At 64.2% G+C, this 26,058-nt stretch carries 20 protein-coding genes and 1 pseudogene; 11 read left to right on the top strand and 10 right to left on the bottom strand.

All coding sequences use genetic code 11. From position 1 onward, the window contains the following. Window positions 1-112: 112 nt before the first annotated feature. Window positions 113-2,332: a transglycosylase domain-containing protein gene (locus ACFFWD_RS27185; protein ID WP_376970398.1), complete on the bottom strand. Its 2,220-nt coding sequence runs from the start codon at window positions 2,330-2,332 to the stop codon at window positions 113-115. 232 nt (window positions 2,333-2,564) lie between these two features. On the opposite strand from ACFFWD_RS27185, the gene ACFFWD_RS27180 reads away from it, so the two are divergent. Then, window positions 2,565-2,990: a DUF1330 domain-containing protein gene (locus ACFFWD_RS27180; protein WP_376970396.1), complete on the top strand. Its 426-nt coding sequence runs from the start codon at window positions 2,565-2,567 to the stop codon at window positions 2,988-2,990. A gap of 227 nt (window positions 2,991-3,217) precedes the next feature. Here the strand turns inward: ACFFWD_RS27180 and ACFFWD_RS27175 are convergent, their stop codons facing one another. Next, entirely contained in the window at window positions 3,218-4,444 is a 1,227-nt protein-coding gene (locus ACFFWD_RS27175) for an ABC transporter substrate-binding protein (protein WP_376970394.1), read from the bottom strand. Between the two features lie 237 nt (window positions 4,445-4,681). Beyond that, complete coding sequence (locus ACFFWD_RS27170; RefSeq protein WP_376970392.1) at window positions 4,682-5,908, bottom strand: ABC transporter substrate-binding protein; 1,227 nt, start codon at window positions 5,906-5,908, stop codon at window positions 4,682-4,684. A 230-nt stretch (window positions 5,909-6,138) separates the two neighbouring features. On the opposite strand from ACFFWD_RS27170, the gene ACFFWD_RS27165 reads away from it, so the two are divergent. Beyond that, window positions 6,139-6,663, top strand: coding sequence for a methylated-DNA--[protein]-cysteine S-methyltransferase (locus tag ACFFWD_RS27165; RefSeq protein WP_376970390.1), 525 nt, complete (start codon window positions 6,139-6,141; stop codon window positions 6,661-6,663). Window positions 6,664-7,451: 788 nt separating this feature from the next. Here ACFFWD_RS27165 and ACFFWD_RS27160 read toward each other — a convergent pair. The 4 genes from ACFFWD_RS27160 to ACFFWD_RS27145 all read right to left on the bottom strand — a co-directional run bounded on the left by ACFFWD_RS27160 (window position 7,452) and on the right by ACFFWD_RS27145 (window position 13,402). After that, window positions 7,452-7,826, bottom strand: coding sequence for a response regulator transcription factor (locus tag ACFFWD_RS27160; RefSeq protein ID WP_376970438.1), 375 nt, complete (start codon window positions 7,824-7,826; stop codon window positions 7,452-7,454). A 97-nt stretch (window positions 7,827-7,923) separates the two neighbouring features. After that, window positions 7,924-8,592 carry a response regulator transcription factor gene (locus ACFFWD_RS27155; protein ID WP_376970388.1) on the bottom strand — a complete coding sequence of 223 codons (669 nt, stop codon included), beginning with the start codon at window positions 8,590-8,592 and terminating at the stop codon, window positions 7,924-7,926. Next, on the bottom strand, window positions 8,586-10,355 hold the full coding sequence (locus tag ACFFWD_RS27150; RefSeq protein ID WP_376970387.1) for a PAS domain-containing sensor histidine kinase: 1,770 nt from the start codon (window positions 10,353-10,355) through the stop codon (window positions 8,586-8,588). The genes ACFFWD_RS27155 and ACFFWD_RS27150 overlap by 7 nt, the downstream gene beginning before the upstream one ends. A 254-nt stretch (window positions 10,356-10,609) precedes the next feature. Beyond that, on the bottom strand, window positions 10,610-13,402 hold the full coding sequence (locus ACFFWD_RS27145; RefSeq protein WP_376970385.1) for a [protein-PII] uridylyltransferase: 2,793 nt from the start codon (window positions 13,400-13,402) through the stop codon (window positions 10,610-10,612). 313 nt (window positions 13,403-13,715) lie between these two features. Between ACFFWD_RS27145 and ACFFWD_RS27140 the strand changes: the two are divergent. The 3 genes and pseudogenes from ACFFWD_RS27140 to ACFFWD_RS27130 all read left to right on the top strand — a co-directional run. Then, window positions 13,716-14,161, top strand: a pseudogene (locus ACFFWD_RS27140) (ABC transporter ATP-binding protein); the annotation flags it as partial. Window positions 14,162-14,218: 57 nt separating this feature from the next. Then, the gene (locus ACFFWD_RS27135) at window positions 14,219-14,728 is read left to right on the top strand and encodes an OsmC family protein (RefSeq protein WP_376970383.1); all 510 of its coding nucleotides are present in this window, start codon (window positions 14,219-14,221) and stop codon (window positions 14,726-14,728) included. Between the two features lie 132 nt (window positions 14,729-14,860). Beyond that, on the top strand, window positions 14,861-15,661 hold the full coding sequence (locus ACFFWD_RS27130; RefSeq protein ID WP_376970381.1) for a hypothetical protein: 801 nt from the start codon (window positions 14,861-14,863) through the stop codon (window positions 15,659-15,661). A gap of 201 nt (window positions 15,662-15,862) precedes the next feature. On the opposite strand, the gene mutS is transcribed toward ACFFWD_RS27130, so the two are convergent. Further along, complete coding sequence (gene mutS, locus ACFFWD_RS27125; protein ID WP_376970379.1) at window positions 15,863-18,589, bottom strand: DNA mismatch repair protein MutS; 2,727 nt, start codon at window positions 18,587-18,589, stop codon at window positions 15,863-15,865. 214 nt (window positions 18,590-18,803) lie between these two features. Between mutS and pcaF the strand changes: the two genes are divergently transcribed. The 6 genes from pcaF to ACFFWD_RS27095 all read left to right on the top strand — a co-directional run bounded on the left by pcaF (window position 18,804) and on the right by ACFFWD_RS27095 (window position 23,603). Continuing rightward, window positions 18,804-20,012, top strand: coding sequence for a 3-oxoadipyl-CoA thiolase (gene pcaF, locus ACFFWD_RS27120; protein WP_376970377.1), 1,209 nt, complete (start codon window positions 18,804-18,806; stop codon window positions 20,010-20,012). 105 nt (window positions 20,013-20,117) lie between these two features. Then, complete coding sequence (pcaH, locus tag ACFFWD_RS27115; RefSeq protein ID WP_376970375.1) at window positions 20,118-20,819, top strand: protocatechuate 3,4-dioxygenase subunit beta; 702 nt, start codon at window positions 20,118-20,120, stop codon at window positions 20,817-20,819. After that, window positions 20,820-21,425 carry a protocatechuate 3,4-dioxygenase subunit alpha gene (gene pcaG / locus ACFFWD_RS27110; protein ID WP_376970373.1) on the top strand — a complete coding sequence of 202 codons (606 nt, stop codon included), beginning with the start codon at window positions 20,820-20,822 and terminating at the stop codon, window positions 21,423-21,425. Window positions 21,426-21,593: 168 nt separating this feature from the next. Further along, a complete protein-coding gene (locus tag ACFFWD_RS27105; protein ID WP_376970371.1) occupies window positions 21,594-21,917 on the top strand; it encodes an ArsR/SmtB family transcription factor in 324 nt (107 codons plus the stop codon). Window positions 21,918-21,927: 10 nt separating this feature from the next. Further along, the gene (locus tag ACFFWD_RS27100; RefSeq protein ID WP_376970369.1) at window positions 21,928-22,392 is read left to right on the top strand and encodes an SRPBCC domain-containing protein; all 465 of its coding nucleotides are present in this window, start codon (window positions 21,928-21,930) and stop codon (window positions 22,390-22,392) included. Window positions 22,393-22,433: 41 nt separating this feature from the next. Then, window positions 22,434-23,603, top strand: a complete 1,170-nt coding sequence (locus ACFFWD_RS27095) for a Gfo/Idh/MocA family protein (RefSeq protein ID WP_376970367.1) — start codon at window positions 22,434-22,436, stop codon at window positions 23,601-23,603. 194 nt (window positions 23,604-23,797) lie between these two features. Here the strand turns inward: ACFFWD_RS27095 and ACFFWD_RS27090 are convergent, their stop codons facing one another. Further along, complete coding sequence (locus tag ACFFWD_RS27090; protein ID WP_376970366.1) at window positions 23,798-25,108, bottom strand: ABC transporter substrate-binding protein; 1,311 nt, start codon at window positions 25,106-25,108, stop codon at window positions 23,798-23,800. A 207-nt stretch (window positions 25,109-25,315) separates the two neighbouring features. Next, window positions 25,316-25,711, bottom strand: a complete 396-nt coding sequence (locus tag ACFFWD_RS27085; protein WP_376970364.1) for a pilus assembly protein N-terminal domain-containing protein — start codon at window positions 25,709-25,711, stop codon at window positions 25,316-25,318. Window positions 25,712-26,058 lie beyond the last annotated feature (347 nt).

The following is a 26,058-nucleotide window of genomic DNA, read 5'->3' as shown; positions in this document are numbered from 1 at the left end:
TCACCCGCGAAAGCGGGCGAACCAGCTTGTAGGATGGGTAGAGCGAAGCGAAACCCATCATGACAGGCGAAAGCGATGGGGTTCGCTGCGCTCGATCCGGGCTACAACACCGTCAACGTCCGCCAAACAGCCGGTCCACCAGCCAGCCATCCAATCCTGCCGCCGGTTCGGGGCGCGCGTTTGGATTCGGCGGCGCCGAGGCGCGGGTCGGCGGTGGCGGGCGATAGCCGCCGGCGGATGGAGCCGGCATCGGTGGCGGCGGTGCCCGACCCACCGTGGCCTGCGGCGGGCTGATCTGCGACGAGATCTGCATCAGGTTCGATGGCCCCCAACTCGCTTGTGAGTTCGGCAACGCCGCCACCGGCACGCCCTGATGCGCAGCCTTCATGAAGTGCGACCACACTTCCACCGGCAGGCCGCCGCCGGTCGCCTTCTTGGTCGGCGAGTTGTCGTCATTGCCGAGCCAGACACCGGTGACGAGATTGGCGGTGTAGCCGATGAACCATGCGTCGCGATAATCTTGGCTGGTGCCGGTCTTGCCCGCCGCCGTCCAGCCGGGGATCTCGGCCTTGCGCGCGGTGCCCGAGATCAAGGTCTCGCGCATCATGCTGTTCATCATCGCGACATAGCGCGGCTCGATCACCTGGCCGAGCTGGTCCGCGGGCCGGTCGTACAGCACCTTGCCGGTGCTTGTGCGGATCTTCGTCACCACATGCGGCGAGACGCCGAGCCCGCCATTGGCGAACGGCGCGTAGGCCCCGACCAGCTCGATCACGGACACTTCCGAGGTGCCGAGCGCGATCGATGTGTTGGCTTCGAGCTTCGAGGAGATGCCGAGCCGGTGCGCGGTACGCACCACGCTCTTCGGGCCGACCTCGAGGCCGAGCCGCACCGCGACCGTGTTCAGCGACATCGCCAGCGCCTGGGTCAGCGTCACCGAACCAAAATACTCATGGGTGTAATTTTCGGGCTTCCAGCCCTTGATATCGAGCGGCGCATCCTGGCGGATCGTGTCCGGGGTCAGCCCGGACTCGACCGCGGTCAGGTAGACGAACGGCTTGAACGCCGAGCCGGGCTGGCGCTTGGCGGTGACGGCACGGTTGTACTGGCTTTCCGAGTAGTTCCGCCCGCCGACCATGGCGCGCACCGCGCCGTCGGGCGTCATCGCCACCAGCGCGCCCTGGCTGACGTTGAACTTCACGCTCTTGGCCGCGAGCTCGTCGATGATCGAGGCCTCCGCGACGCCTTGCAGCTTCGGATCGATCGTGGTCTGCACCACGATGTCCTGGTCGATCTGGCCGACGAGGTCGTCCAGCACTTCGCCGATCCAGTCGGCGACGTAGTTGACGGTGCCGGCGCCGGCCGGCTTCACATTGATCGAGGGCTGGCCCATCGAGGCCTTGGCCTGCGCCTCGGTGATGAATTTGGCGTCCGCCATCGCCGCAAGCACGACCTGCGCGCGCTGCTCGGCGCCTTCCGGATTGCGGTTCGGCGCGAGCCGCGACGGCGACTTGACGAGGCCGGCCAGCATCGCGGCCTCCGCTACCGTCACGTTCTTCGCCGATTTGCCGAAATAGCGCTGCGCCGCGGCCTCGACGCCATAGGCGCCGGAGCCGAAATAGACGCGGTTGAGGTAGAGCTCGAGCAGCTCGTTCTTGGAATGTTTGCGCTCGAGCCACAGCGCGAGCTCGGCCTCCTGCAGCTTGCGCTGCATGGTGCGTTCCTGGGTCAGGAACAGGTTCTTGGCGAGCTGTTGGGTCAGCGTCGAGCCGCCCTGCGAAACGCCGCGATGCAGGATGTTGGTCACCGCCGCGCGCAGGATGCCGACCGGGTCGACGCCATAATGCGAATAGAAGCGGCGGTCCTCGATGGCGATGAACGCCTTCGGCAGATAGGGCGGCAGGTCCTTCAGCGCAACATTGGCGCCGGCCATCTCGCCACGCTGTGCCAGCACGCTGCCGTCGAGGCCGACGATCTGGATCGTCGGCGGCCGCTTCGGAATCTCCAGCGACTGGATCGGCGGCAGATGCGCACCGACCCACACCACGACACCGATCACCGCGATCCCGGCCCACAGGCCGAGCACGGCGGTCCAGTAGAACAGGCGGCCGACGCGAATGCCGCGCGACTTGCTGCGGCGCTTGCTGCCGCTGCGCGAGGCGCGCGGCTTCTCGCTAGAGGAATCGTCACTCCTGCGTTTGGATTTGGCGGGCTTGTCGTCGCCGCCGCCGGGAACGCGGTCGTCGGGCGACAGCCGCAGATCGGCAAGCGCGGCCGGAAGCCCGAACAGCGGCTCCTTGCGCGCACCGCCTTTTTTCCGTCCCCACGCCATACGCAACGCTCACACGATAGCGTTTTCAAGCGAAGTGGACTCCGGTTCGCGTGAAGAAAACGCGTCAAAACAAGAAGTAGGAGCCCGGTTCTGATGGAATCAGAACCGGGCTCCGGTCCGGCGCGCACGCTAGCGTTCCCGGTTTAAGGGGCGGTTACGCAAAGCTTAACGCGGGATTAGGAGGTAGGGCGCCGCGTTGCTAAATAGCGGTGGATCATCAAAGGAGCACCGCATGGGCCACATCGATCCGACCAAGGAAATCTTCGCGCAATTCCGGGACAACAACCGGCCGGGACCGATCCACATGCTCAACCTGGTCCGCCTCCGCGAACAGGCCGCCTATCCCGACGGCCGCAAGGCGACAGGCGCGGAAGCCTATGCGGCCTATGGCCGCGAGAGCGGGCCGGTGTTCGAGCGGCTCGGCGGCCGCATCGTCTGGCAGGGCCGGTTCGAGTTGATGCTGATCGGCCCGCAAGAGGAGCGCTGGGACCACTGCTTCATCGCGGAGTATCCGAGCGTCCAAGCCTTCGTCGAGATGATCCGCGATCCCGTCTATCGCGAGGCGGTGAAGCATCGCCAGGCCGCGGTGGAGGATTCGCGATTGATCCGGCATGCCGTGTTGCCGATCGGCAAGACGTTCGGGGAGATTCCGAAGTAGGCCGAGTTGATCGCTATCCCCGTCATCCCCGCGCAACGGCTTCGCCGTTGTCGCTGGAGGAGCGCGGAACGCGCGTCTCGAAGGACGCACGGCCACGGTCGGGCCGTCGTGCTTCGAGACGGCCGCTGCACGGCCTCCTCAGCATGACGGGGATAGATTTTTACGCAGATCAAAAACAAATCGGCGGCCCTTGAGGCCGCCGATTGCATCTCAATCCTGCGGCATCGCTAGCCCGCCGGGCCGGCGTCCTCGAGGATCGGGCCGAAGAGTTCCCAGCGCTCGCCGTTGAACTTCATCATCTGAAGCTGCTTGTTGACGCGGTAGTCAGTCGGCGAGGTGTTGGCGACGATGCCCGGAAGCGACAGGTCGAGCTGAACGTTCTTCAGGCTGGTCGCCTGCTTCATGACGTTCTCGCGTGTCAGGTCGTCGCCGCATTGCTTGAGCACATGGATCAGGAGCTGCGTGGTCGAGTAGGCGTAGGAGTTGAAGTTCGAATCCTTGTCGCCATCCGGATAGTACTTCGCCATGAACTCGAAATATTTCTTCATGCCCGGATCGTCCTTCCAGGTCGGATCGAGCGGATCCTTGCCGTAGTTGACGCTGATCACGCCCTTCGAGGCCTCGAGCCCCGCCGGCTTCATCACCGCGCCGACCGAGGTGGCGTTGATGTCGAGGATGTGCACCGGGTGCCAGTCGAGCTCGTGGATCTTCTTGATCGCCTGCGCCGCCTGCTTCGGCGTCGAGGCTGAGAAGAACAGGTCGGTGCCGGCGTCCTTGATCTTGAGGATCTGCGAATCGATGGTTGGATCGGAGACTTCGTAAGAAGCCTCGGCCACGATCATGCTCGCGGCCTTGTCGCCGAGGCCGGCCTTGATGCCGTTCAGGTAGTCCTTACCAAGGTCGTCGTTCTGATAAAGGATGCCGATCTTGGCATTCGGATGGTTCTTGATGATGTACTGGCCGTAGATTCGCCCCTCCACGAAGTAGTTCGGGTTGAAACCCATCGTCCAGGGATAGTTCTTCGGGTCGGAGAACCGCGAAGCGCCGGTTGCGGCGAACAGCTGCGGCACCTTCTTGGAGTTGAGATATTTCTGCACCGCCGCGTTCGACGGCGTGCCGAGCAGCTGGAAGGTGAGCAACACCTCGTCGCTCTCGACGAGCTTGCGCACCTGCTCGACCGCCTTCGGCGGCGAGTAGGCGTCGTCATACTGGATCAGATTGATCTTGCGGCCGTTCACGCCGCCCTGATCGTTGATCATCTTGATATAGGCGGCCTGGGTCTTGCCGATCGTGGCATAGGCGGAGGCCGGTCCGCTGAATGGATTGGTCTGGCCGATCTTGATCTCGGTATCGCTCGCGCCGGTGTCGTATTTCTTCTGCGCGGAGGCGGACGAGGCCGACAGCGCGATCGTCAGCGCGGTTGCCGTGACCAGATGGAAAATCCCGTTCCTCATAATGCTGTTTCCTCACGTGATTGATGATTGGCCGATGATCTTGTCCGCAGGCCCAAATTCCCGCGGGGATGCCATCGCTGGGCGGGGATACTGGAGGAACCCTTGTTGCAACGCAAGATGAGCCGTGCCGAAAAGGTGAGTGATTTCAGGTCAACGAAAGTAGGGGGCGGCCCAAACGCGAACCGGCGCAGCGGGGAACGCTGCGCCGGTCTCTTGCTGGGCGGGTCGTGATCGGAGCTAGCCCGCCGGACCGGTGTCCTCGATGATCGGGCCGAACAGCTCCCAGCGCTCGCCATTGAACTTCATCATCTGCATCTGCTTGTTGATGCGATAGTCGGTCGGCGACGTGTTTGCCGACATGCCGGGCAGCGACAGGCTGCCGACGAAGTTCTTGAGGTTGGCTGCTTGCCGCATGACGTTCTCGCGCGTCAAATCATCACCGCATTGGCGGAGGATCTGCACCAGGAGTTCAGCCACCGAATAACCGTAGGTGTTGACCGTATTGAGCTTGTCGCCCTCCGGGTAATATTTGTCCATGAAGGCAAAATAGGCCTTCACGCCCGGGTCGTTCTGCCACTGCGGATCGCCCGGATCCTTGCCGTAGTTGGTCGAGATGATGCCCTTGGAGATGTCGAGCCCCGCAGGCTTCAGCGTTGCCGACACCGGGCTCGCGTTGATGTCGAGAATGTGCACCGGATTCCAGTTCAGATCATTGACCTTCCTGATCGCCTGTGCCGCGAATTTCGGCGTCGAGGCGTCGAAGAGCAGATCGGCGCCTAGCGATTTCAGCTTGACCACCTGCGAGTCGACCGTCGGATCGGAGACCTCATAGGACACTTCACCGATGATCATGCTTGCCGCCTTCGCACCGAGCCCGCTCTTCAATCCCGCGAGGTAGTCTCGTCCCATGTCGTCATTCTGATAGAGGACGCCGATCTTGGCATTGGGGTGATTGGCGAGAATATATTTCGCGTAGATGCGCGCTTCGGACACATAGTTCGGGTTGAAGGCGATGGTCCAGGGATAGTTCTGCGGATCGGTGAAGCGCGCGGCCCCGGTCGAGGCGAGCAGTTGCGGCACCTTTTTTCCATTGAGGTATTTCTGGACAGCGGCGTTAGCTGCCGTACCAATGACCTGGAAGGTGAACAGGACTTCGTCGCCCTCGACGAGCTTGCGAACCTGCTCGACCGTCTTCGGCGGCGAATAGGCGTCGTCATACTGGATCAGATTCAGCTTGCGACCGTTGATTCCGCCCTGATCGTTGATCATCCTGAGGTAGGCGGCTTGGGTCTTGCCGATGCCGGCGTAGACGGAATAGGGGCCCGAAAACGGCACGGTCTGGCCGATCTTGATCTCGGTGTCGGTCGCTCCGGTATCATATTTCTTCTGCGCGGTGGCTGATGTCACCGACAACGCGATCGCAAGCGCTGTCCCGGCAAGCATTTGAACAATGCCGCTCTTCATATCCTGACCTCCCATGTTGCCGATGATCTTGTCCACCGGTTGGTGCCGCAGATGTCATCGTTGCAGGGATGATGGAGGAATGGTGGTTGCATTGCAAGGTACGCCCCGAGCGCGTCGCGAGCGGGCACATGACGCGGCGTTCCAAACCGGCAGGCGGAATTCGGGTGGACGCTTGCGCGCGGACGGTGGAAAATATGCGTGACAGGATGCCGATTTCCCCGCGAGACGAGATGGCCGATCGCAAGACACCTCAGACCTTCAACCTCGATCGCCTCAAGACGCCGATCGGCGTAGCGCTGCTGGTGACCGATGACGACGGCGCGCTGCGCGCACTCGATTGGGAGGATTACGAAGCGCGGATGCGCGATTTGCTGCGGCTGCATTACGGCGCGGTGACGCTGACGGCAGCGGGCGCCCCGTCCGATCTGCGCGCCGCCTTAAGTGGCTACTTCAAGGGCGATCTCGATCGGCTTGCCACGATCAAATGGCGCGTGGCCGGCACGCCGTTCCAAAGGAAGGTCTGGACCGCGCTGCCGAAGATCCCGCCCGGCACCACGATGAGCTACGGCGCGCTGGCGGCGAAACTGAAGGCGCCGAACGCGATGCGCGCGGTTGGCCACGCCAACGGCTCCAACCCGATCAGCGTCGTCTTGCCCTGTCACCGCCTGATCGGCGCCAACGGCTCGCTGGTGAAGTATGGCGGCGGGCTGGAGCGAAAGCGCTGGTTGCTGCGCCACGAGGGGGTGGAGATCTAAGTCTGCGCGCGCTAGGGCGGGCGAAGGCGCGTCAGCGCCGCCGCCAGAGGATCAATCGAGGTCTTTGCCGGGCATGTCGCGCAGGTCGCGTACAATATAGAGGAATACAATCAGCGAAGGCGCCCACGCCAGTATCGCTCCGACCAGCATCGCATCCACTGTCGTCATGGTCACTCCTTGGGATGTCGCTCACCCCAGTCGTTGGATCAATTCTTTCGCTGGGCCGCCGGCTCCGGCGAGTGGCAGAGCCATTTCCAGTAGGCCCTGTTGCGCTGTAGCTGCCGCTTGTAAGCCTCGCGGCATTTGGTCGAGCAAAATTGCTCAAAATACCAGCTGCGCCGGATCAATCCGAAGGGGCGCCGGCACTCTGGATTTCCGCAACGGTTCGTCATGATGCGGCCTCCGCAATGGCGCGCCGCATCCAGCGAATGAAGTCCTCCTGACCTTTGTAAAGACACAGGCGTCCGCAGTAGCGTTCGCGTGCCGGATTTCGCAAACAGATGATCTTGGGGTTATCGCTGTGACATTGAGAGCACCGCGGTTCCGTATGCATGGCGACCTTCCTCCGAGGAATTGCCATTTGCCGATCAAAAATGTCTGATGCTGTCTGTGCCTTCGGTCCTCTCGAAGGTCGACGACGCGCAGTCTTGTGTTGCCGCCGCCCGCATTCAACTTGTCTAGATGTTTGGCGGGATCATCCTTAGGTATAGGCCGCTCGCGCCATAGCCGATGCAGAGCATCGGCGTTCTACGAGACGGCGGCCGGCAGGCCGCCTATGCCGATTGAACTCATTGGCTCGCCGACGCGCCGTTTCGCGTCAGGGCGGTATCGAGGCATTTGATCAGAGCTTCCCCGTCGAAGGGTTTGCTCAGAAAACAGATTGCCCCCGCCTTCATCGCCTGGGCACGGTCGCTTTCGACGCAGAAAGCGGTGATGAAAATGAACGGAAAGCTCCGTCCGTCGGCAAGCAAATGGGCTTGTAGATCGAGCCCGCTCATGGCCGTCATTCTGACGTCCGTTATCACACACGATGTGTCATTGAGGTGCGGCGAACGCAGGAATTCCTCAGCCGATGCAAATGTGTGGACCACATGGCCAAGCGACCTGACGAGATTCTGGGTTGCGGCACGAACCGACTCATCATCGTCGATGATTGAGATCACTGGCGGACTAGACAAGGAGGTCCTTCCTGGAGACAGCCACACGGTGTCCTTTGCGGAACGGCAGAGTGTGCTGCAAAACAGGACCGGAGAATCATACTTAGGTTTGGCCCGATGCGGGCTCGATCCCGAGAAGTTGCGCCATTCTCACCAGATCAGGCAACGACTTCGCCGCCATTTTCCGCATGATGTGCCCGCGGTGTATCTTCACGGTGATTTCAGCCACGCCGATTTCGGCCGCGACCTGCTTGTTCATGAGCCCCGCCGTAACGAGTGTCATCACCTGCCGCTCACGAGGCGTCAGGGTCGCGAATGCCACGCGCAGGTTTGAGAGAATCCTTGTTTCATCACGACGGCTTCTGTCGCGTTCGATCGCCGTCGTTACGGCATCCAGCATGTCCTGATCGCGGAATGGCTTGGTCAGGAAGTCAACGGCCCCGGCCTTCATCGCCCTGACCGTCATCGGGATATCGCCATGACCCGTCATGAAGATGATCGGAATATGAATGTCGGCCTTCGCCAGCTCGGCCTGAAAATCCAGGCCGCTCAGCCGGGGCAACCTGATGTCGAGGATCAGGCAGCTTGGGGCATTCGGAAGCTTGCTCTGCAAGAATTCGTGGGCCGATCCGAACGCCTCGGCCCGCAAGCCGACTGACCGGAACAGGTTGCTCAGTGCGTCACGCACCGATGCGTCGTCGTCGACGACGAAGACGATCGGCTCCTCGGCGCCTGCGAGGGTGGGTGGCGATGCAGAGCGCCCGGTCACCATGCACGATCCTCTTGATGCGTTGGCAGGGTGAACGCGAATGTCGCGCCGGGGCCGTCGTTGCCCGCCACGGAGAGGTGACCTCCGTGGGCATCGACGATCGAGCGGCAGATCGACAGCCCCATTCCCATCCCGCTGGATTTGGTGGTGAAGAAGGCGTCAAACAGCCGGCCGGCATTTTCGGTGGCGATCCCGAGGCCGCAGTCGCGGACCGAGACCAGGATTTGCCGGGCGTCGTCCTGACCGGTCCGGATCACGAGCTCCCGCGGTCGGTCCGTCACCGGCTGCATCGCCTCGATGCCGTTGATGACCAGATTGAGGATCACTTGTTGCAGCTGGATGCGATCGGCGACGACGAGCGGGAGTGCGGGCGCGAGTTCCAGCCGCAGTGACACCCGGTGGCTGAGCAGCTCATACTGCACCAGGCTGACAACCTCGTTGATGACGTCGTTGATGTCGAGCGGTGCCCTTTGATCGGTCGTCTTGCTCACCAGTGCACGGACACGCTGGATGACTTCGCCGGCCCGATTGCCGTCCTTGATGATCGACTGCACGGTTCCGAGCGCTTCTTTCAGGTTAGGTGGCTGCCGGTCGAGCCAACGCAGACATGCCGCGGCGTTGGTAACGACGGCGGCGAGCGGCTGGTTCACCTCATGGGCGATCGATGCGGCGAGTTCTCCCAGGGCGGTCACGCGTGTGACATGTGCGAGGTTTGTCTGCAATTCATGCAATTCCGCCTCGGCCCGCTTGCGGGCGGTGACGTCAGTGACCGCTCCGATAAATTCAGTGTCGCCCGAAGCATCAGCCACCGCATGTGCAGTGGCGTGGACATATTTGATCGCGCCGTCGGGCATCAGCAATCGGTATCCGTGCTCGAAGTCCGTCCGCTCGCGGGACGCGCGGTCGATCGTCCGTTGCACGCGCGCGCGATCATCCGGATGGATGCGCTGAAGGACGGTGTCGAGCTTGATGGACGGAGCCTTGTCGAATCCGAATATTCTGAAAGTCTCTTCCGACCAGATGAGGTCGCCACTGGCAACGTTGAGGCCGAAGCTGCCGGTGTGGCTCAATCGCTGGGCTTCGGCCAGGTACATTTCGCTCTGCCGCAGCGCATTCTCGGCTTGCTTGCGGTCAGTAATGTCCTCGCATGCAATCAGGACGATCAATTGATTGTCCAGCCGCCGCACGGCCTTGGCATTTTCACGCACCCAAAGCCGCGAACCGTCCTTGCGGACCTTCCGGATTTCCCAACTGTGGGGTTGGCCGATCCCGTCGAGGCACGTCGCAACGTTGCTCAGGACCATCGGTCGGTCTTCGGCAGCAAAGACCTTCAGCACGGATTGCCCGAGCAGTTCGCCGACAGAGTAACCCAGTTGTGCCGCGCCGAACGTATTGACGGACAGGACGGTGCCGGTGCCATCGACCATGAAGTACATAACGGGGTTGTGCTCGAACACCTCCTGCCATTGCGCCTCGCTGCTGCGCAGCGTGTCTATCGCGCGCTCTTCGTCCCTCGCGCGGCCGTGCAGCACGGCTTCGGTCTGCCTTTGGCTAGTGCCCAAAAGGCGGATCACGATCAATGCGGCGGCAAGCGCGGCGATCAGCAGCGCGACGGCAATCAAATTGGCGGGAGCCGCTGGCTGCGGACCAAGCACCAGCCAGATGCCGGCAGCCGCACCCAGCGCCAGCACCATGCTGCCGAGCAGCCACTGCTCGGCAGACCAGGACTTCACGGTCGGGGTGCGCATCATCGGCAGCACCAGCACTTGGCCATCACGGGCCGCGCTGCGTCGCTAGGTGACTGCTATCATCAGCGGCGACAACGTCGCCCTCCTAACAGGCTGGATATTAGCAGCTTTTCGACGTCCGGACGATATCATGCGAGACCTTTGGCGTGCTAATACAAGGGTAGGCAAAGGAGCGCCAGCGCCGTGCCCACCATCAAACGCCGTGCTGGTGAAGGTGGGCACGCTCGCGCTTTGCCCACCCTACGCTTTTGATCCGACTCGCTCCGATCGGGTCAGGCCGCCGGTTTCGCCGCGGTGTCCTCGCTCGACAAGAGGTGCAACAGCGCGCTCTTGATCGCGGCCTGCCGGGTCGGCGCGGTGATCTGGGCGCCCAGCAAATCGGTGACGTAGAACACGTCGCGGGCGCGTTCGCCGAAGGTCGCGACATGGGCGGACGCGATATTGAGGTTGAGCTTCGAGATCGCGGTGGTGAGCTGGTACAACAGGCCGGGCCGGTCGAGGCCGGAGACCTCGATCACGGTGTAGCGGTCGGACCATTGGTTGTTGATGGTGACCTCGGGCTCGACGATGAACGGCCGCGTCTTGCTGCGCACCGCGCGCCGCGCCACCGCCTCGGGCAGGCGCAGCTTGCCTTCCAGCACGTTCTCGATCATCTCGCCGATCCGCGTGGCGCGACGGCCTTCGTCCTCGTCGCGGTCGTATTCTCTTGATATCGAGATGGTGTCGAGCGCGCGGCCGTCGGTCGTGGTGTAGATCTGGGCGTCGACGATGTTGGCGCCGGCGGAGGCGCAGGCGCCGGCGATGATCGACAACAGCCAGGGATGGTCGGTTGCGAGAATGGTCAGCTCGGTGACGTCGCGGACCTCGTCGAAGCCGACGTTGATCGCGAGCTTGTGGCCGGCCTGCTCGCTTGAGCGGATGAACCGCGCCTGGCGGATCTTGCGTTGCAGCTCGACCTTGAGCCAGTAGGCCGGATAGTGCCGGCCGATATAGGCGTTGAGCTCGGCTTCCGGCCATTCGGTGAAGGCGGCGCGGAATTCCGCCTGCGCCACCGCGATGCGCTGGGCGCGGTTCACTTCCGAGAAGCCGCCGGTCAGGACCGGCTCGGTCTCGTAATACAGCGTACGCAACAGCTGCGCCTTCCAGCCGTTCCACACCCCCGGACCGACGCCGCGGATGTCGGCGGTGGTCAGGATGGTGAGCAGCTTCATCTGCTCGACCAACTGCACCACGGCGGCAAAATTCTCGATCGTCTTGCGGTCGGAGAGATCGCGCGATTGCGCGACCGTGGACATCGTCAGATGTTCCTCGATCAGCCAGGCCACCAGCTCGGTGTCGGCGGCCGAGAAGCCGAGCCGCGGGCACAGCCGCCGCGCCACCTTGGCGCCGGCGATCGAGTGATCTTCGGGCCGACCCTTGGCGATGTCATGCAGCAGCGTCGCGATGTAGATCACCGCGCGGTGCTCGGGGCGGATCTTGCGGAACAGATCGCTCGCGACGATGAACTCGTCATTGCCGCCGCGCTCGATCTCCTGCAGGAAGCCGATGCAGCGGATCAGATGCTCGTCCACCGTGTAGTGGTGGTACATGTTGAACTGCATCATCGACACGATCTTGCCGAAGGCGCGGATGAACTGGCCGAGCACGCCGGTCTCGTTCATCCGCCGCAGCACGGTCTCCGCGTTATCAGACGTCAGGATCTCCATGAACAGGCGGTTGGCTTCCTCGTTCTCGCGGAGCTGGGTGTTGATCAGCTTCAGCGAGCGCGTCACCGTGCGCATGGCGTCGGGATGGAAGGCGAGGTTGTTCTGCTGCGCGAGCCGGAAGATCCTGATGAGATTGACCGGATCCTGCTTGAAGACGTCGGGCGCGGCGAGGTTGATGCGGTTGTTGTCGACGATGAAGTCGTCGCTGTTCGGCACCCGGCGCCGCTTGGCGCTCGGGCGGAAGCGCGCCACCATGCGGCTTAGCACCGGCGCCGGCTTCTGCTGCTCTTCCTCGAGCTTGGCGCACAGGATCGCGGTGAGATCGCCGACGTCCTTGGCGATCAGGAAGTAGTGCTTCATGAAGCGCTCGACGTCCTGCATGCCGGGATGCGAGGTGTAGCCGAGGCGGACGGCGATCTCGCGCTGCATGTCGAACGACAGCCGTTCCTCGGCGCGGCCGGCGAAGAAGTGCAGGTTGCAGCGGACCGACCAGAGGAAATCAGCGCAGCGGCGGAAGGTGCGATATTCCTGGGCGTCGAACACGCCGCGCTCCAGGAGCTCGTCGGTCTCGCGCACGCGGTAGACATATTTGGCGATCCAGAACAGCGTGTGCAGATCGCGCAAGCCGCCCTTGCCGTCCTTCACATTGGGCTCGACCAGATAGCGCGACTGGCCACCGCGGCGATGGCGCTCTTCGCGCTCGGCGAGCTTGGCGGTGACGAATTCGGAGGCGGTGCCCTGCACGACCTCCTTGTCGAAGCGCTCGACCAGTTCGTCATAGAGCGGCTGGTCGCCGGTCAGGAACCTGGTCTCGAGGATCGCGGTGCGGATCGTCATGTCGCCGCGCGCCTGGCGGATCGATTCATCGACCGAGCGCGTGGCGTGGCCGACCTTCAGCCCCATGTCCCACAGGCAATACAGGATCGCTTCCGCGACCTGCTCGCCCCAGGCGGTCTGCTTGTAGGGCAGGATGAACAGCAGATCGATGTCGGATTCCGGCGCCATCAATCCGCGGCCATAGCCGCCGGTCGCGACCACGGCCATGCGTTCGGCGCCGGACGGAATCGGCGAGTGATAGAGATGCCGCGTCGCAGCGGCATAGAGGATGCGGATGATCTCGTCCTGCACGAAGCAGAGCCGCTCGGCGCAGCGGCGGCCGTGGCGGTCCTTCAAGAGCAGCGCCTGCGCGGTGGCGCGCGCTGCGATCAGCTCGGCCTTGAGCAGCTGCGCCATCGCCGCGCGGAATTGATCCTCGCGGCCGGAGTGCTTCTCGGCGAGTGCATCGATCGCGGCGGTGACCCGCGCGGTCTCGAAACGATCGTCCGCGTCGGGGCGGGCCTCAACTACAACACTGTCCATGTACCAATCCGAATAAAGGACCCAGCCCTGACTGTCACTGACCAAAGTATAAGGACAGTGTCTCATGCTGCGCGAGGCGCGCTTTGAGCAAAGCCGTTCTTACGCCGCGCGATCCAAAGTATGGATTTTCTCGTCGACCGCAAGTCTAACTCATTGAATTAAAAGGCTGTTTCATAACTGCCCTGAGGAGATCGACGAATGCCCAGTCGATCGCAAGATCGTCGAGGTCGGGCGCATCTTCCGCCTCTCCGGGCCCGCGATGATCCGCCGCATCCTGTTGCCCGCGGTGCTGCCGGCCTATGTGGTGGCGCTCCGCGTCGGCCTCGCCGATAAGGCCAATGCCTGGCCGCGCGAGCTCTCCGGCGGGCAGGCGCAGCGGGTCGCGATTGCGCGGGCTTTGGTGCCGCAGCCGGAAGTGCTGCTGCTCGACGAGCGTTCTCCGCGCTCGACGCCTTCACGCGGCGCGACCTGCAGGATCATCTGCTCGATCTCTGGGCCGACACGCGGCCGACCTTGATCCTGGTCACCTACGACGTCGATGAGGCGGTGGTGCTGGCCGATCGCGTGCTGGTGATGCGGCCGCGGCCGGGCCGGCTGTTTCAGGAGATCACGATCAATTTGGCGCGGCCGCGCGACCGCAATTCGGAGCTGTTCGACACCTTCAAGCGCCGCGTCTTGACCGCGCTCGACCGCTCGCTGGACCGTTCGGTGCGCGACATCACGGATAAATCAAGCGCCGGCGAAGCCATGTGGTGGTGACATCGGCGCATTAAGGCCTTACACCGGCAGACAAGAAGACTGGCCGGGAGACAGACCATGGACGCCGCCGAACTCCGCGCAATGCAGGCTCCGATCAAGGAGCGCTACAAGGCCGATCCCTCGGCCGCCGTGATCACGCTGAAGGCCAAGGGCTCGATCGAGAGCGAAGGCATTTCCTGCAAGGTCGAGACCGGCCGCGCGCTCGCGATCGCCGGCCTCCACCCGGCAACCGGCGGCTCCGGGCTCGAGCTCTGCTCCGGCGACATGCTGCTGGAGGCGCTGGTCGCCTGCGCCGGCGTCACGATGAAATCGGTCGCGACCGCCGTCGAGGTGCCGCTGATATCAGGCCACGTGTTCGCCGAGGGCGATCTCGATTTCCGCGGCACGCTCGGCGTCGACAAGGAGGCTCCAGTCGGCTTCCGCGAGATCCGCCTGCGCTTCGAGGTCGGCACCGACGCGCCGCAGGACAAGCTCGACCTGCTGCTGAAGCTCACCGAGCGCTATTGCGTGGTCTATCAGACCATCAAAAACGGCCCGAAGGTCACCGTGACGATGCAGCGCGTGTGATTTCTTGTCGTCCCGGCGAAAGCCGGGACCCATACGCCGTGTCCCCTCGATTCAAGCTGCTCTGTTCGACGGCTTTCGCGCCCCACCAATAGTCGTGGTTATGGGTCCCGGCCTTCGCCGGGACGACACTGGATGTCCCCCGAACTCCACTTCCTCCTCATCCTCGTGCTGCGCATGGCCATTGCTGCGGCGTTCGTGGTCAGCGCGTCCATCATCACGGAGCGTTCGGGGCCAGTGATCGGGGCGCTGATTGCCACGCTGCCGATCTCGGCGGGGCCGTCCTACACCTTCCTCGCGCTCGATCATGATGCCGCCTTCATCGCCGAGGGCGCGCTGGCGAGCCTGCCTGTCAACGCGGCGACGATCTATATGGCCCTGACCTATGCCGTGCTGGCGCAGCGCTTCGGGATGTGGATCAGCGCCGGCTCGGCGATCGCGGTGTGGCTGGTGCTGGCCTCGATCATCCGCCAGTTCGGGTGGTCGCTGGCCGGCGGGCTGATCGTCAACGCCATCACCTTTGCGATCTGCATTCCGCTGCTCAAGCCCTATCGGCACGTTGCAAAGATGCCGTTGATCGCGCGGCGCTGGTACGACATTCCGCTGCGTGCGGCGCTGGTCGCGAGCCTGGTAGGAACCGTGGTCACGGCGTCGAGCTGGGTTGGGCCGCGGGTCACTGGCGTGATGGCGCTGTTCCCGATCGTGTTCTCCTCGATGATGCTGATCCTGCATCCGCGCATCGGGGGACCTGCGACCGCCGCCGTGCTCGCCAACAGCGCCTGGGGCCTGCTCGGCTTTGGCCTCGGCGTCGCCGTGCTGCATGTCGCGGTGCTGCACTTCGGCTCGGCGATCGGACTGAGCTGTGCGCTCGCCACCTGCATTGCCTGGAATCTGGCGCTGTGGTGGATCGGAAGAAGGAAGCGCGCAAAAGCGTAGGGTAGGCAAAGGCGCCCTTGCGCCGTGCCCACCATCAGAGCATTGGCGGCAATGGTGGGCACGCTGTCGCTTTGCCCACCCTACGATTCGCGCAATGATGCAAAAAATTCGTAGCCCGGATGGAGCGCAGCGCAATCCGGGGTCAGTCGCGCATCTGGCGAGGGCGTCCCGGATTTCGCTTCGCTTCATCCGGGCTACTTATTATCCCTTCGGCAGTTTCGCCTTCAGCGCATAGAGCGCGTCCAGCGCCTCGCGCGGCGACATCTCGTCGGGGTGCAGGGCCTTCACCGCGTCCACCAGCAGATCGGCTTCGCTCGGCGGTGCGTCGCCGGCGGCGGCGCGGGAGGGGACGGCGAACAGCGGCAGGTCGTCGACCAGCGCACGCGCGGTCTGGCCGCGGTCCTGGGCTTCCAGCTTCGCCAGCACCGACTTGGCGCGCGCGATCACGGCGGGCGGGAGGCCGGCGAGCTTCGCGACCTGGATGCCGTAGGAGCGGTCGGCCGAGCCCGGCAGCACCTCGTGCAGGAACACGACGTCGCCCTGCCACTCCTTCACCCGCACCGTCGCATTGAACATCCGCGGCAATTTGGCCGAGAGCGCCGTCAGCTCGTGATAGTGCGTGGCAAACAGCGTGCGGCAGCGGTTGCTCTCATGCAGGTGCTCGATCGCGGCCCAGGCGATCGAGAGACCGTCGAAGGTCGCCGTCCCGCGCCCGATCTCGTCGAGGATCACGAGCGAACGCTCGCTCGCCTGGTTCAGGATCACGGCGGTCTCGACCATCTCGACCATGAAGGTCGAGCGGCCGCGCGCCAGATCATCCGCCGCGCCGACGCGCGAGAACAGGCGGTCGACGATGCCGAGCCGCGCCCGCGAGGCCGGCACGTAGCTCCCGATCTGTGCCAACAGCGCGATCAGCGCGTTCTGGCGCAGGAAGGTCGATTTACCGGCCATGTTCGGACCGGTGATCAGCCAGAGCTGGCCGGACTTGTGTCCCGGCGCGGGGGAAAGGTCACAGGCATTGGCGATGAACGGCTGGCCATCGCGCTTCAGCGCCTGCTCGACCACCGGGTGCCGGCCGCCCTCGATCGCGAAACAGAGCGAGCCGTCGACCTCGGGCCGCACGTAATTGTCGTCGACTGCGAGCTTGGCCAGCGACGTCGCGACGTCGAGCATCGCGAAGGCATGCGCGGCATTGCGCAGATCTTCGCTCGCGGCAAGCGCCATCGCGCTCAGGCGATCGAAGATCTCGAGCTCGAGGTTGAGTGCGCGCTCGCCGGCATTGGAGATCTTGGCCTCGGTCTCGCCGAGCTCTGAGGTAGTGAAGCGGATTTGCCCCGCCAGCGTCTGGCGATGGATGAAGGTTGCGTTGAGCGGCGGCGCCATCAGCTTCTCGCCGTGCTGCGCGGTCACCTCGACGAAATAGCCGAGCACATTGTTGTGTCGGATCTTCAACGTCTTGATGCCGGTGTCCTCGGCGTAGCGTGCCTGCATCGCGGCGACGACGAGGCGCGAGGCGTCGCGCAGGTTCCGGCTCTCGTCGAGCGCGGCCTCATAGCCCTCGCGGACGAAGCCGCCGTCGCGCTTGATCAGCGGCAGCTGCTCGGACAGCGCGCGGGCGAATTCGTGGGCAAGGTCGCGCGACGGCCGGCGCAGCGCCGCCATCACGGCGGTGATCTCCGCCGGCGGATTTTCGAGCTGCGCCAAGAGGTCGAGCGCCTGGTCGGCGGCGAGCAGGCCGTCGCGGAGGCTGGCGAGATCGCGCGGGCCGCCGCGGCCGACCGAGAGCCGCGCCAGCGCGCGGGACATGTCGGGCGCCGCGCGCAGCACGGTTCTGACGTCCTCGCGCGCCGCGGCATCAGTGACAAAGGCCGAGACAGCGTCGAGCCGTCGCGCGATCACGGCAACGTCGGTGAGCGGCGCCGCGAGCCGCTGTGCCAGCAATCGCGAGCCCGCCGCGGTCACGGTGCAGTCGATCGCATCCAGGAGCGAGCCGCGGCGCTCGCCGGCGAGCGTGCGCGTCAATTCGAGATTGGCGCGGGTCGCGGGATCGATCGCCATCGTGGTGCCGGCGGCCTCGCTCGCCGGGGGCGACAGCGGCGGACGTTTGCCGACCTGCGTGCGGTCGATATAGGTGACGGCGGCGGCCGCAGCGGTCGCCTCCAGCCGCGACATCGCCGACAGGCCGTCCATGGTCGCGACCGCGAAATAGTCGCACAGCCGCCGCTCGGCGGTGGCGCTGTCGAACACGTCGCGGGTCAGCGGGGTGACCGCCGGCAGTTCGCGCAACACCGGCGCGAGCTCGTTGTCGGAGTAGAGCGCATCGGTGACGATCGCTTCGTTGGGATTGATGCGCGCGAGCGTCGCCGCGAGCTCGGCGGTCGAGCACTCCGTCACCATGAATTCGGAGGTCGAGATGTCGATCCACGCGAGCCCGAGCCGATCGGCGCCGGACGAGCCCCGCGCGCGCGCGATTGCGATCAAATAATTGTTGGTGCGGGCGTCGAGCAACGTGTCTTCGGTCAGCGTGCCCGGCGTCACCAGCCGCACCACGCCGCGGCGCACCACGCTCTTGTTGCCGCGGGCGCGTGCGGCGGCCGGGTCCTCGGTCTGCTCGCACACCGCGACGCGGTGGCCGGCACCGATCAGGCGGTGCAGATAGTCCTCGGCGCGTTCCACCGGCACGCCGCACATCGGGATGTCCATGCCCTGATGCTTGCCGCGCTTGGTCAAGACGATGCCGAGCGCTTTCGAGGCGATCTCGGCGTCCTCGAAGAACAGCTCGTAGAAGTCGCCCATCCGGTAGAACAGTAGGAGGCCGGGGTGGCCGGCCTTGATTTCGAGGTACTGTTCCATCATCGGCGTGACGCGCGACGGCGCCTCGGCAGGAGCAGGTTCGGGTGGAACGGGGATGGGCTGCTGAATCGTCATGAGGGGCCGGAAACTACCGAATTTCGCCGCGCGGTCCTATCCGCGACGGCGGGGTTTTCCACCCTCTCCACGGCCGCAAGATATGACGGAACGTCACGGCAATGCGCGCTTGACGCGCAGCCGCATCAATTGACCTGTCGCGGGCACGCTCCTAAAACTCCACTCAAGTTCCAACCATCCAGCGCCTAAACCACGGCATTCAGGGAGAGATTCAATGCGTGATGTGTTCATTTGCGATGCCGTCAGGACCCCGATCGGCCGTTTCGGCGGCTCGCTTGCCAAGGTACGCGCCGACGACCTTGCTGCGGCCCCGATCAAGGCGCTGATGGCCAAGCATCCGACGCTCGACTGGACACAGGTCGACGAGGTCTTCTTCGGCTGCGCCAACCAAGCCGGCGAGGACAACCGCAACGTTGCGCGCATGGCGCTGCTGCTCGCAGGCCTCCCCGACACGGTTCCCGGCCAGACCCTGAACCGGCTCTGCGCCTCCGGCCTCGATGCGGTCGGCGCCGCGGGCCGCGCCATCCGCGCCGGCGAGATCGATTTCGCGATCGCCGGCGGCGTCGAATCGATGACGCGCGCGCCCTTCGTGATGGGCAAGGCGGCGGAGGCGTTCTCGCGCTCGGCCGATATCTTCGACACCACGATCGGCTGGCGCTTCATCAATCCGCTGATGAAGGCGCAGTACGGCGTCGATGCGATGCCGGAGACCGGCGAGAACGTCGCTGAGGAATTCCAGGTCTCGCGCGCCGACCAGGACGCCTTCGCGATCCGCTCGCAGCAGCGCGCGGGTGCTGCGATCGCATCAGGCTATTTCGCCGAGGAGATCACCCCGATCCAGGTGCCCGGCGGCAAGGCCGGCCCTGTGACCGTCGACAAGGACGAGCATCCGCGTCCCGAAACCACGCTCGAAGGATTGGCCAAGCTGAAGCCGATCGTGCGCAACGCGGGCACGGTGACCGCGGGCAACGCGTCCGGCGTCAATGACGGCGCCGCCGCGATGATCCTCGCTTCCGAGGCGGCGGTGAAGAAGCACGGCCTGACCCCGCGTGCAAAAATTCTTGGCCTTGCGTCGGCGGGCGTGCCGCCGCGCATCATGGGCATCGGCCCGGTGCCGGCCACCCGCAAGCTGATGGAGCGGCTCGGCAAGAAGATCTCCGATTTCGATTTGATCGAGCTCAATGAAGCCTTCGCGTCGCAAGGTATCGCTTGCCTGCGCCAGCTCGGCGTCAAGGACGATGCAGATTTCGTCAATCCGCATGGCGGCGCGATTGCGCTCGGCCACCCGCTCGGCATGAGCGGCGCGCGGCTGGCGCTGACCGCCGTCCACGGCATGGAGAAGCGGGGCGGGAAGCTTGCCTTGGCAACTATGTGCGTCGGTGTTGGCCAAGGCGTCGCGGCGGCGATCGAAAAGCTGAACTAAGCCAATGGCTTGGAAGGGCTGAAAACAGCCCTTCCCCAATTTGGTTATGCACTATAATGATCTGATGTGAGCTCACGGGGCGCGTGGGCCGCGGAGGAATTCGCCATGACCTTGCTCTACCCGGTGCAATCGCTTGCGGCCCATCCGGCACGGCTGTCGCCGGACTATCGCTCCACCGTGAAGCGCTCGCCGACCAAGCCGTTGATCCCGATGCGGCACACGCTCTCGGAGCTCACCGGGCCGGTCTATGGTCATGAGACCGTTCGCGAGCACGACAACGATCTCACCATCCAGCACAAGGGCGAGCCACTCGGCGAGCGCATCATCGTGCACGGTTACGTGCGCGACGAGGACGGCCGCGGCGTGCCCAACACGCTGGTCGAGTTGTGGCAGGCCAATGCTTGCGGCCGCTACATCCATGTCGTCGACCAGCACCCGGCACCGCTCGATCCGAATTTTACCGGCGCCGGCCGCACCCAGAGCGACGCCAACGGCTATTACAGGTTCGTCACCATCAAGCCCGGCGCCTATCCCTGGGGCAATCACCACAATGCCTGGCGGCCCGCGCACATCCACTTCTCGGTGTTCGGCCATTCCTTTGTCTCGCGCCTGGTCACGCAGATGTATTTCCCGGGCGACCCGCTGTTCCCATTCGATCCGATCTTCAACTCGGTGACGGATGAGAAGGCCCGCGCCCGGATGATCTCGTCGTTCGATCTCGAGAACACCAAGCCGGAATGGGCGCTCTGCTACCGCTTCGATATTGTGCTGCGCGGGCGCAACGCCACGCCGATGGAGACCAAGTAAGTGTCGAACCAGCGTCCTGATGGGATCACGCCGTCGCAAACCGTCGGCCCCTATTTCAAGTACGGGCTGACGCCATCCGGCGAATACGAATGGAACGACGCCTTCAACAACAACCTCGTCACGTCTGACACCTCGGGCGAGCGCATCCGCGTCGAGGGCACGGTCTATGACGGCGACGGCGCCGTGATCCCGGACTGCATGCTCGAGATCTGGCAGGCCGACGCCCAAGGCCGCTTCTCCGATCCGCAGGACAAGCGCGCGCAGCCGAATTCCTCCTTCAAGGGCTTCGGCCGCGTCGGCACCGACAAGAGCGGCGGCTACGCCTTCGACACGATCAAGCCGGGCTCCGTGCCGGATGCCGACGGCAAGCCGCAGGCGCCGCATATCGTGCTCGCGGCGTTCGCGCGCGGCATGCTGTTGCACCTCTACACCCGGATCTATTTCGACGACGAGGCTGATAACGCCAATGATCCGGTGCTCGCGCTGGTGCCGGCCGATCGCCGCGGGACCTTGATCGCCAAGCGCAAGGCTGGCTCCGGCAACGCGGTCTACACGTTCGACGTCCATCTGCAGGGTGACAACGAGACCGTCTTCTTCGACGTCTAGTCCGGCCGATCGTATCTGCTTTTGCAACGCCGTCAGCGGCGCGCAATTCCAGTCCTAAGTGCCACGCGTCCCGAATGTCCGCTGCGCGCCTTCGCCGCAGCGGATTCCGGTTGACATGCGCTTCTTGTTATATAACATATGTATTATATAACTTAGATCGGATCAATCATGGCCAACCTCGACGCTGCCTTCTCCGCGCTCGCCGATCCGACGCGCCGAGCGATCCTGGCGCGGCTCGCGCTCGGCGAGGCGACAGTCATGGAGCTGGTCGAGCCGTTCGAGCTCACCCAGCCCGCGATCTCCCGCCATCTCAAGGTGCTCGAGAGCGCCGGCCTGATCGTGCGCCGGGTCGAAGGGACCAAGCGCCCGTGCCGGCTCGCGCCATCGGCGGTCGCCGAGATCGATCAATGGCTCGGCATGCTGCGGCAAGCGCTGGAAGCAAACTACGACCGGCTGGACGGAGTCCTCGCCGCGATGAAGCCAGAGCAGTGAAAGGAAGAGTATGAGCAAGCTGACGCTGAAGACCGAAGGCGAGCGCTACGTCGTCGTTGCCAGGCGCTTCAAGGCCCCGCCCGAGGCGGTGTACCACGCCCATACCGAGCCGGAATTGGTCCAGAAATGGATGCTCGGTCCTGAAGGTTGGACCATGCCGGTCTGCATCAGCGAAGTGCGTCCCGGCGGAAAGATCCGCTACGAGTGGGCGGACGGCAAGGGCGGCGGGTTTTACCTGACCGGCGAATATCTCGAGCTCGAGCCGTTCAGTCGCATCGTCCATGTCGAGCGCATGCACCTGCCGGACCCGACGCCGGACAACCATGTCGAGACGCGCTTCGAAGTCGACGGCAGCGGCACGTTGATGACCATGCGCATGACGCTGCCCGATGCTGCGACGCGCGCGGCGATGCTCGCGAGCGGCATGGAGCAGGGCATGGAAGCCAGCTATGCTCGGCTTGACGGCATGAGCTGAACGCTGCGCTCCGTCGGCTTGACGCGCGGGGATATCCTCTGATGACAAGGATCAGGATCGGTCTGGCCGGCTGCGGCTTCGTGTCGGAGCTGCATATGTACGCCTATCGGCGCGTCTATGGCGTCGACGTTGAGGTGAGGGCGGTTGCGGCGCGCGGCGATCACGTCGTGGGCTTCGCGCGCAAGCACCGGATTCCGAACGCCTACCGCAGCTTTGCCGAACTCGTTGCGGACCGCGAACTCGACGTCATCGACATCTGCACGCCGCCCAATTTACACGCCGCGATGATCGTCGCGGCGATGCAGGCGGGCAAGCACGTGATCTGCGAGAAGCCGTTCAGCGGCTATTTCGGCCGCGAGGGCGATCCGCAGCCGATCGGCAAGCATGTGCCGAAGGCACTGATGTATCAGCGTGTGATGGAGGAGATGGAGACAACCCGCGCTGCGATCGAGAGGACCGGCAAGCTTTTCATGTATGCCGAGGACTGGATCTACGCGCCGGCGGTGACCAAGACCGCGGAGATCATCCGCGCCACCAAGGACAAGATCCTGTTCATGAAGGGCGAGGAGAGCCATTCCGGCTCGCACGCGGCGCATGCCGCGCAATGGGCGATGACCGGCGGCGGCGCGCTGATCCGGATGGGCTGCCATCCGCTGTCGGCGGTGCTCTATTTGAAGCAGGTCGAGGCCCGCGCGCGCGGTGAAACGATCGTGGTCGCGAGCGTCACCTGCGACGTCGGCAACGTCACCGCCGGCCTCAAGCCGGAGGAGCGTGCCTTTATCAAGGCCAATCCGGTCGATGTCGAGGATTGGGGCACGCTGACGTTAACCTTTTCCGACGGCACCAAGGCGACGGTGTTTTCAGGCGATATGATCATGGGCGGCGTGCGCAATTTGATCGAGACCTATACGTCAGGCGGTTCACTATTCGCCAACATCACGCCGAACACGCATCTGACGAGCTACCAGGCCAGCGAGGAGAAGCTCGCTTCCGTCTACATCACCGAGAAGGTCGACCGCAAAACCGGCTGGCAATATGTCTGCCTCGAGGAGGAATGGACCCGCGGCTATTTGCAGGAGATCCAGGATTTCATGGAATGCGTCGCGACCAGGAGGCAGCCGCTTGCCGACCTCGCGCTGGCGTATGAGACGACGAAGATGAACTACGCCGGTTATTGGGCAGCGGACGAGGGGCGGCGGGTGGTGCTGTGATCTGTTCGTGCCGCGCGCCGCGCTTCACCTCTCCCGCTTGCGGGGGAGGTCGGATTGCATCGTAGATGCAATCCGGGTGGGGGCTCTCTCCCTTCAAAGAGCGGGACCGTGGCGGCACCCCCACCCCAGCCCTCCCCCGCAAGCGGGAGAGGGAGCACACTTCCGATGCGGCGGCGAGTCGCTACATGTCAGCCCTACGCCGCGTAGGTCGAGCCCTTCGGCAGCGGGAATACCGGGTCCTGCGTTCTGATGTTGGTCGGCCACACCACCGAGATGTGCTCACCGGCATTTTGCATCACCACCGGGGTCGAGCGCTCGTTCTGGCCGGAGAGCGGCGTGCCTGGCCGGTAGAACTTCACGCCATAGCCCTGGATCGTGCCGCCCGGTGCGATGTCAACGTCGAGCGCGGCCTTGCGGATCGCCTCCGGATCGAAGCCGCCGTACTTCTCCTTGGCGATCGGCAGCACGTAATTGAGCAGCACCCAGGTCTGGTTGAAGCCCATCGAGCAGTGCGGCGGCACGTCGGTCGCGCTGGTCTTGGCCTGGTAGCGCGCGATCATGGTCTTGATCAGGTCGCCGACCCCGGGCGCGAGCTTGGCCGGATCGAGCAGTTGCGCCGGCACCGGATCGATGTTGCAGAAATTGTCGATGTCGGGGCCGAAGGTCGCGCGCAGCTTGTCGAGCTGGCTGTAGCCCGCGCCGGCACCGAACAGCATCTTGAACTTCAGCCCGCTCTCGCGCGCCTGGCGCAGGAACAGCGTGATGTCGGGGTTGTAGCCGGCGTGCGAGATCACGTCGGCCTTGGCGCGCTTGATCTTGGTCACCAGCACCGAAAGGTCAGGCGCGGAGGCCGAGTAGCCTTCCTTGAAGACGACCTGCAGCCCGGCCTCCTTGGCATAGGCCTCGTCGGCGGCGGCCACGCCGACGCCATAGGGGCCGTCCTCGTGGATGATCGCGACCTTGACGTCCTTCGCCTCCATGCCGAGCTTGCCCTTGGCGTGCTCGGCGAGGAAGTTCGCAAAGGCCTGGCCATATTGGTCGGAATGGATTTGCGCGCGGAACACATATTGCAGGTTCTTGTCCTTGAACACGGCGGTCGAGACCGCGGTCGTGATCCAGAGGATCTTCTTCTGCTGCTCGACCTTGGCCGCGAGCGGGACCGCGTGCGAACTCGCATAAACGCCGTTGAGGATCTCGATCTTCTCCTGGTCGATCAGGCGATTGGCCTCATTGATCGCAACGTCGGGCTTGCTCTGGGAGTCGGCGGCGACAGGGACGATCTTGTACTTGCCGCCGATGCCGCCCTTCTCGTTGACGAGATCGATCGCGATCTGGGTGCCGATCGAGGAGGCGACCGAGCCGCCGGCGGCGAACGGGCCGGTCAGGTCGTAGATCACGCCGATGCGCACGGTTTCGGACTGGGCCTGTGCGCGTGTCCAATCGAAGCTGAATGCAGCGGCGGCCGCCGCGGAAGTCTTCAGCAGCGTCCTGCGTGACGTCGGCATCGCATCCTCCCATTGAACCGTCGTTTTTGACGGGTTTTTCTGCATTTTTGCCGAGTATTGGGAGGAGGTGCTGGAAAGTCAATCTAGAGCGTTTTCGAGCGAAGTGGATGCCGGTTCGCGTAAGGAAAACGCGTCAAAACAAGAATCTAGAGCTTCGGTTCTGATGCCATCAGAACCGAAGCTCTAGGCGGAAGTCGTGGTCGCTGCTTAAGTTCCGCCGTCCTGTCGTGGTCCTGGCGCGGTCACGGATGACGGGCTCCGCCACCCGCGATCCCCGGTGGATGCTGCGGCATCGCAGCCGCCGAATGCGGATGCATCGCACACCGACACCCTGATATTGGCGATCACCATACCGCGCGCGTCGACGAAGACGAGGTTCGTCGCGCCGGGGTTCAGCGCCTCGACGATGACCGACTGGTCGCCGCCGGTGTGAACGTCGACAACATGGGGATCGCCGAGGATCACGGTCGCAAACGCCGCGTCCAGCACGAGCCGCGATGCGGTGCCGGGCCGGAGCACGAGCGCGCGATCTTCGGCCCGCGCGCCGCACGCCGCGGCGAGCAGCAGGATGATTAGGACGACGGCGCGAAGACCCGTGATCATTGCAAGGCCTTTTGCGGACTCGATCGCCTCGAAAGGTTAGGGCACCTCAGGCGCGGCGCAGTGAAGTGGCCCACACTTCGCGAGGATATTGCCGGTTCAATTGCGGCGCGCCGTCGCGGCTAACGGGGCGCGCCAACTCGGCTCTGCGCGAATAAGCGAAGTCTAGTCCGCCGCGCCGCCACCGCGGAGGGCGATAGCGGATTACGCCTTCCGGCTGATCCGCCCTACGGTTCTGGCTGCAGCCTTCGTCCGGCGGCGCCGTTAGCGCTGATTTGCCCGACGGCGCAAGTGTTCGAACGAAAAATATTCCGCTTCCGTCGTCGAGCAAATCAGTGGCACGAATCCGG

This window comes from Bradyrhizobium erythrophlei (assembly GCF_042430365.1).
In the GTDB taxonomy this organism is placed as follows: Bacteria; Pseudomonadota; Alphaproteobacteria; order Rhizobiales; family Xanthobacteraceae; genus Bradyrhizobium; species Bradyrhizobium erythrophlei.
Note: the sequence above shows the minus strand (reverse complement) of the source record. Positions and strands in the feature narration are given on the sequence as shown.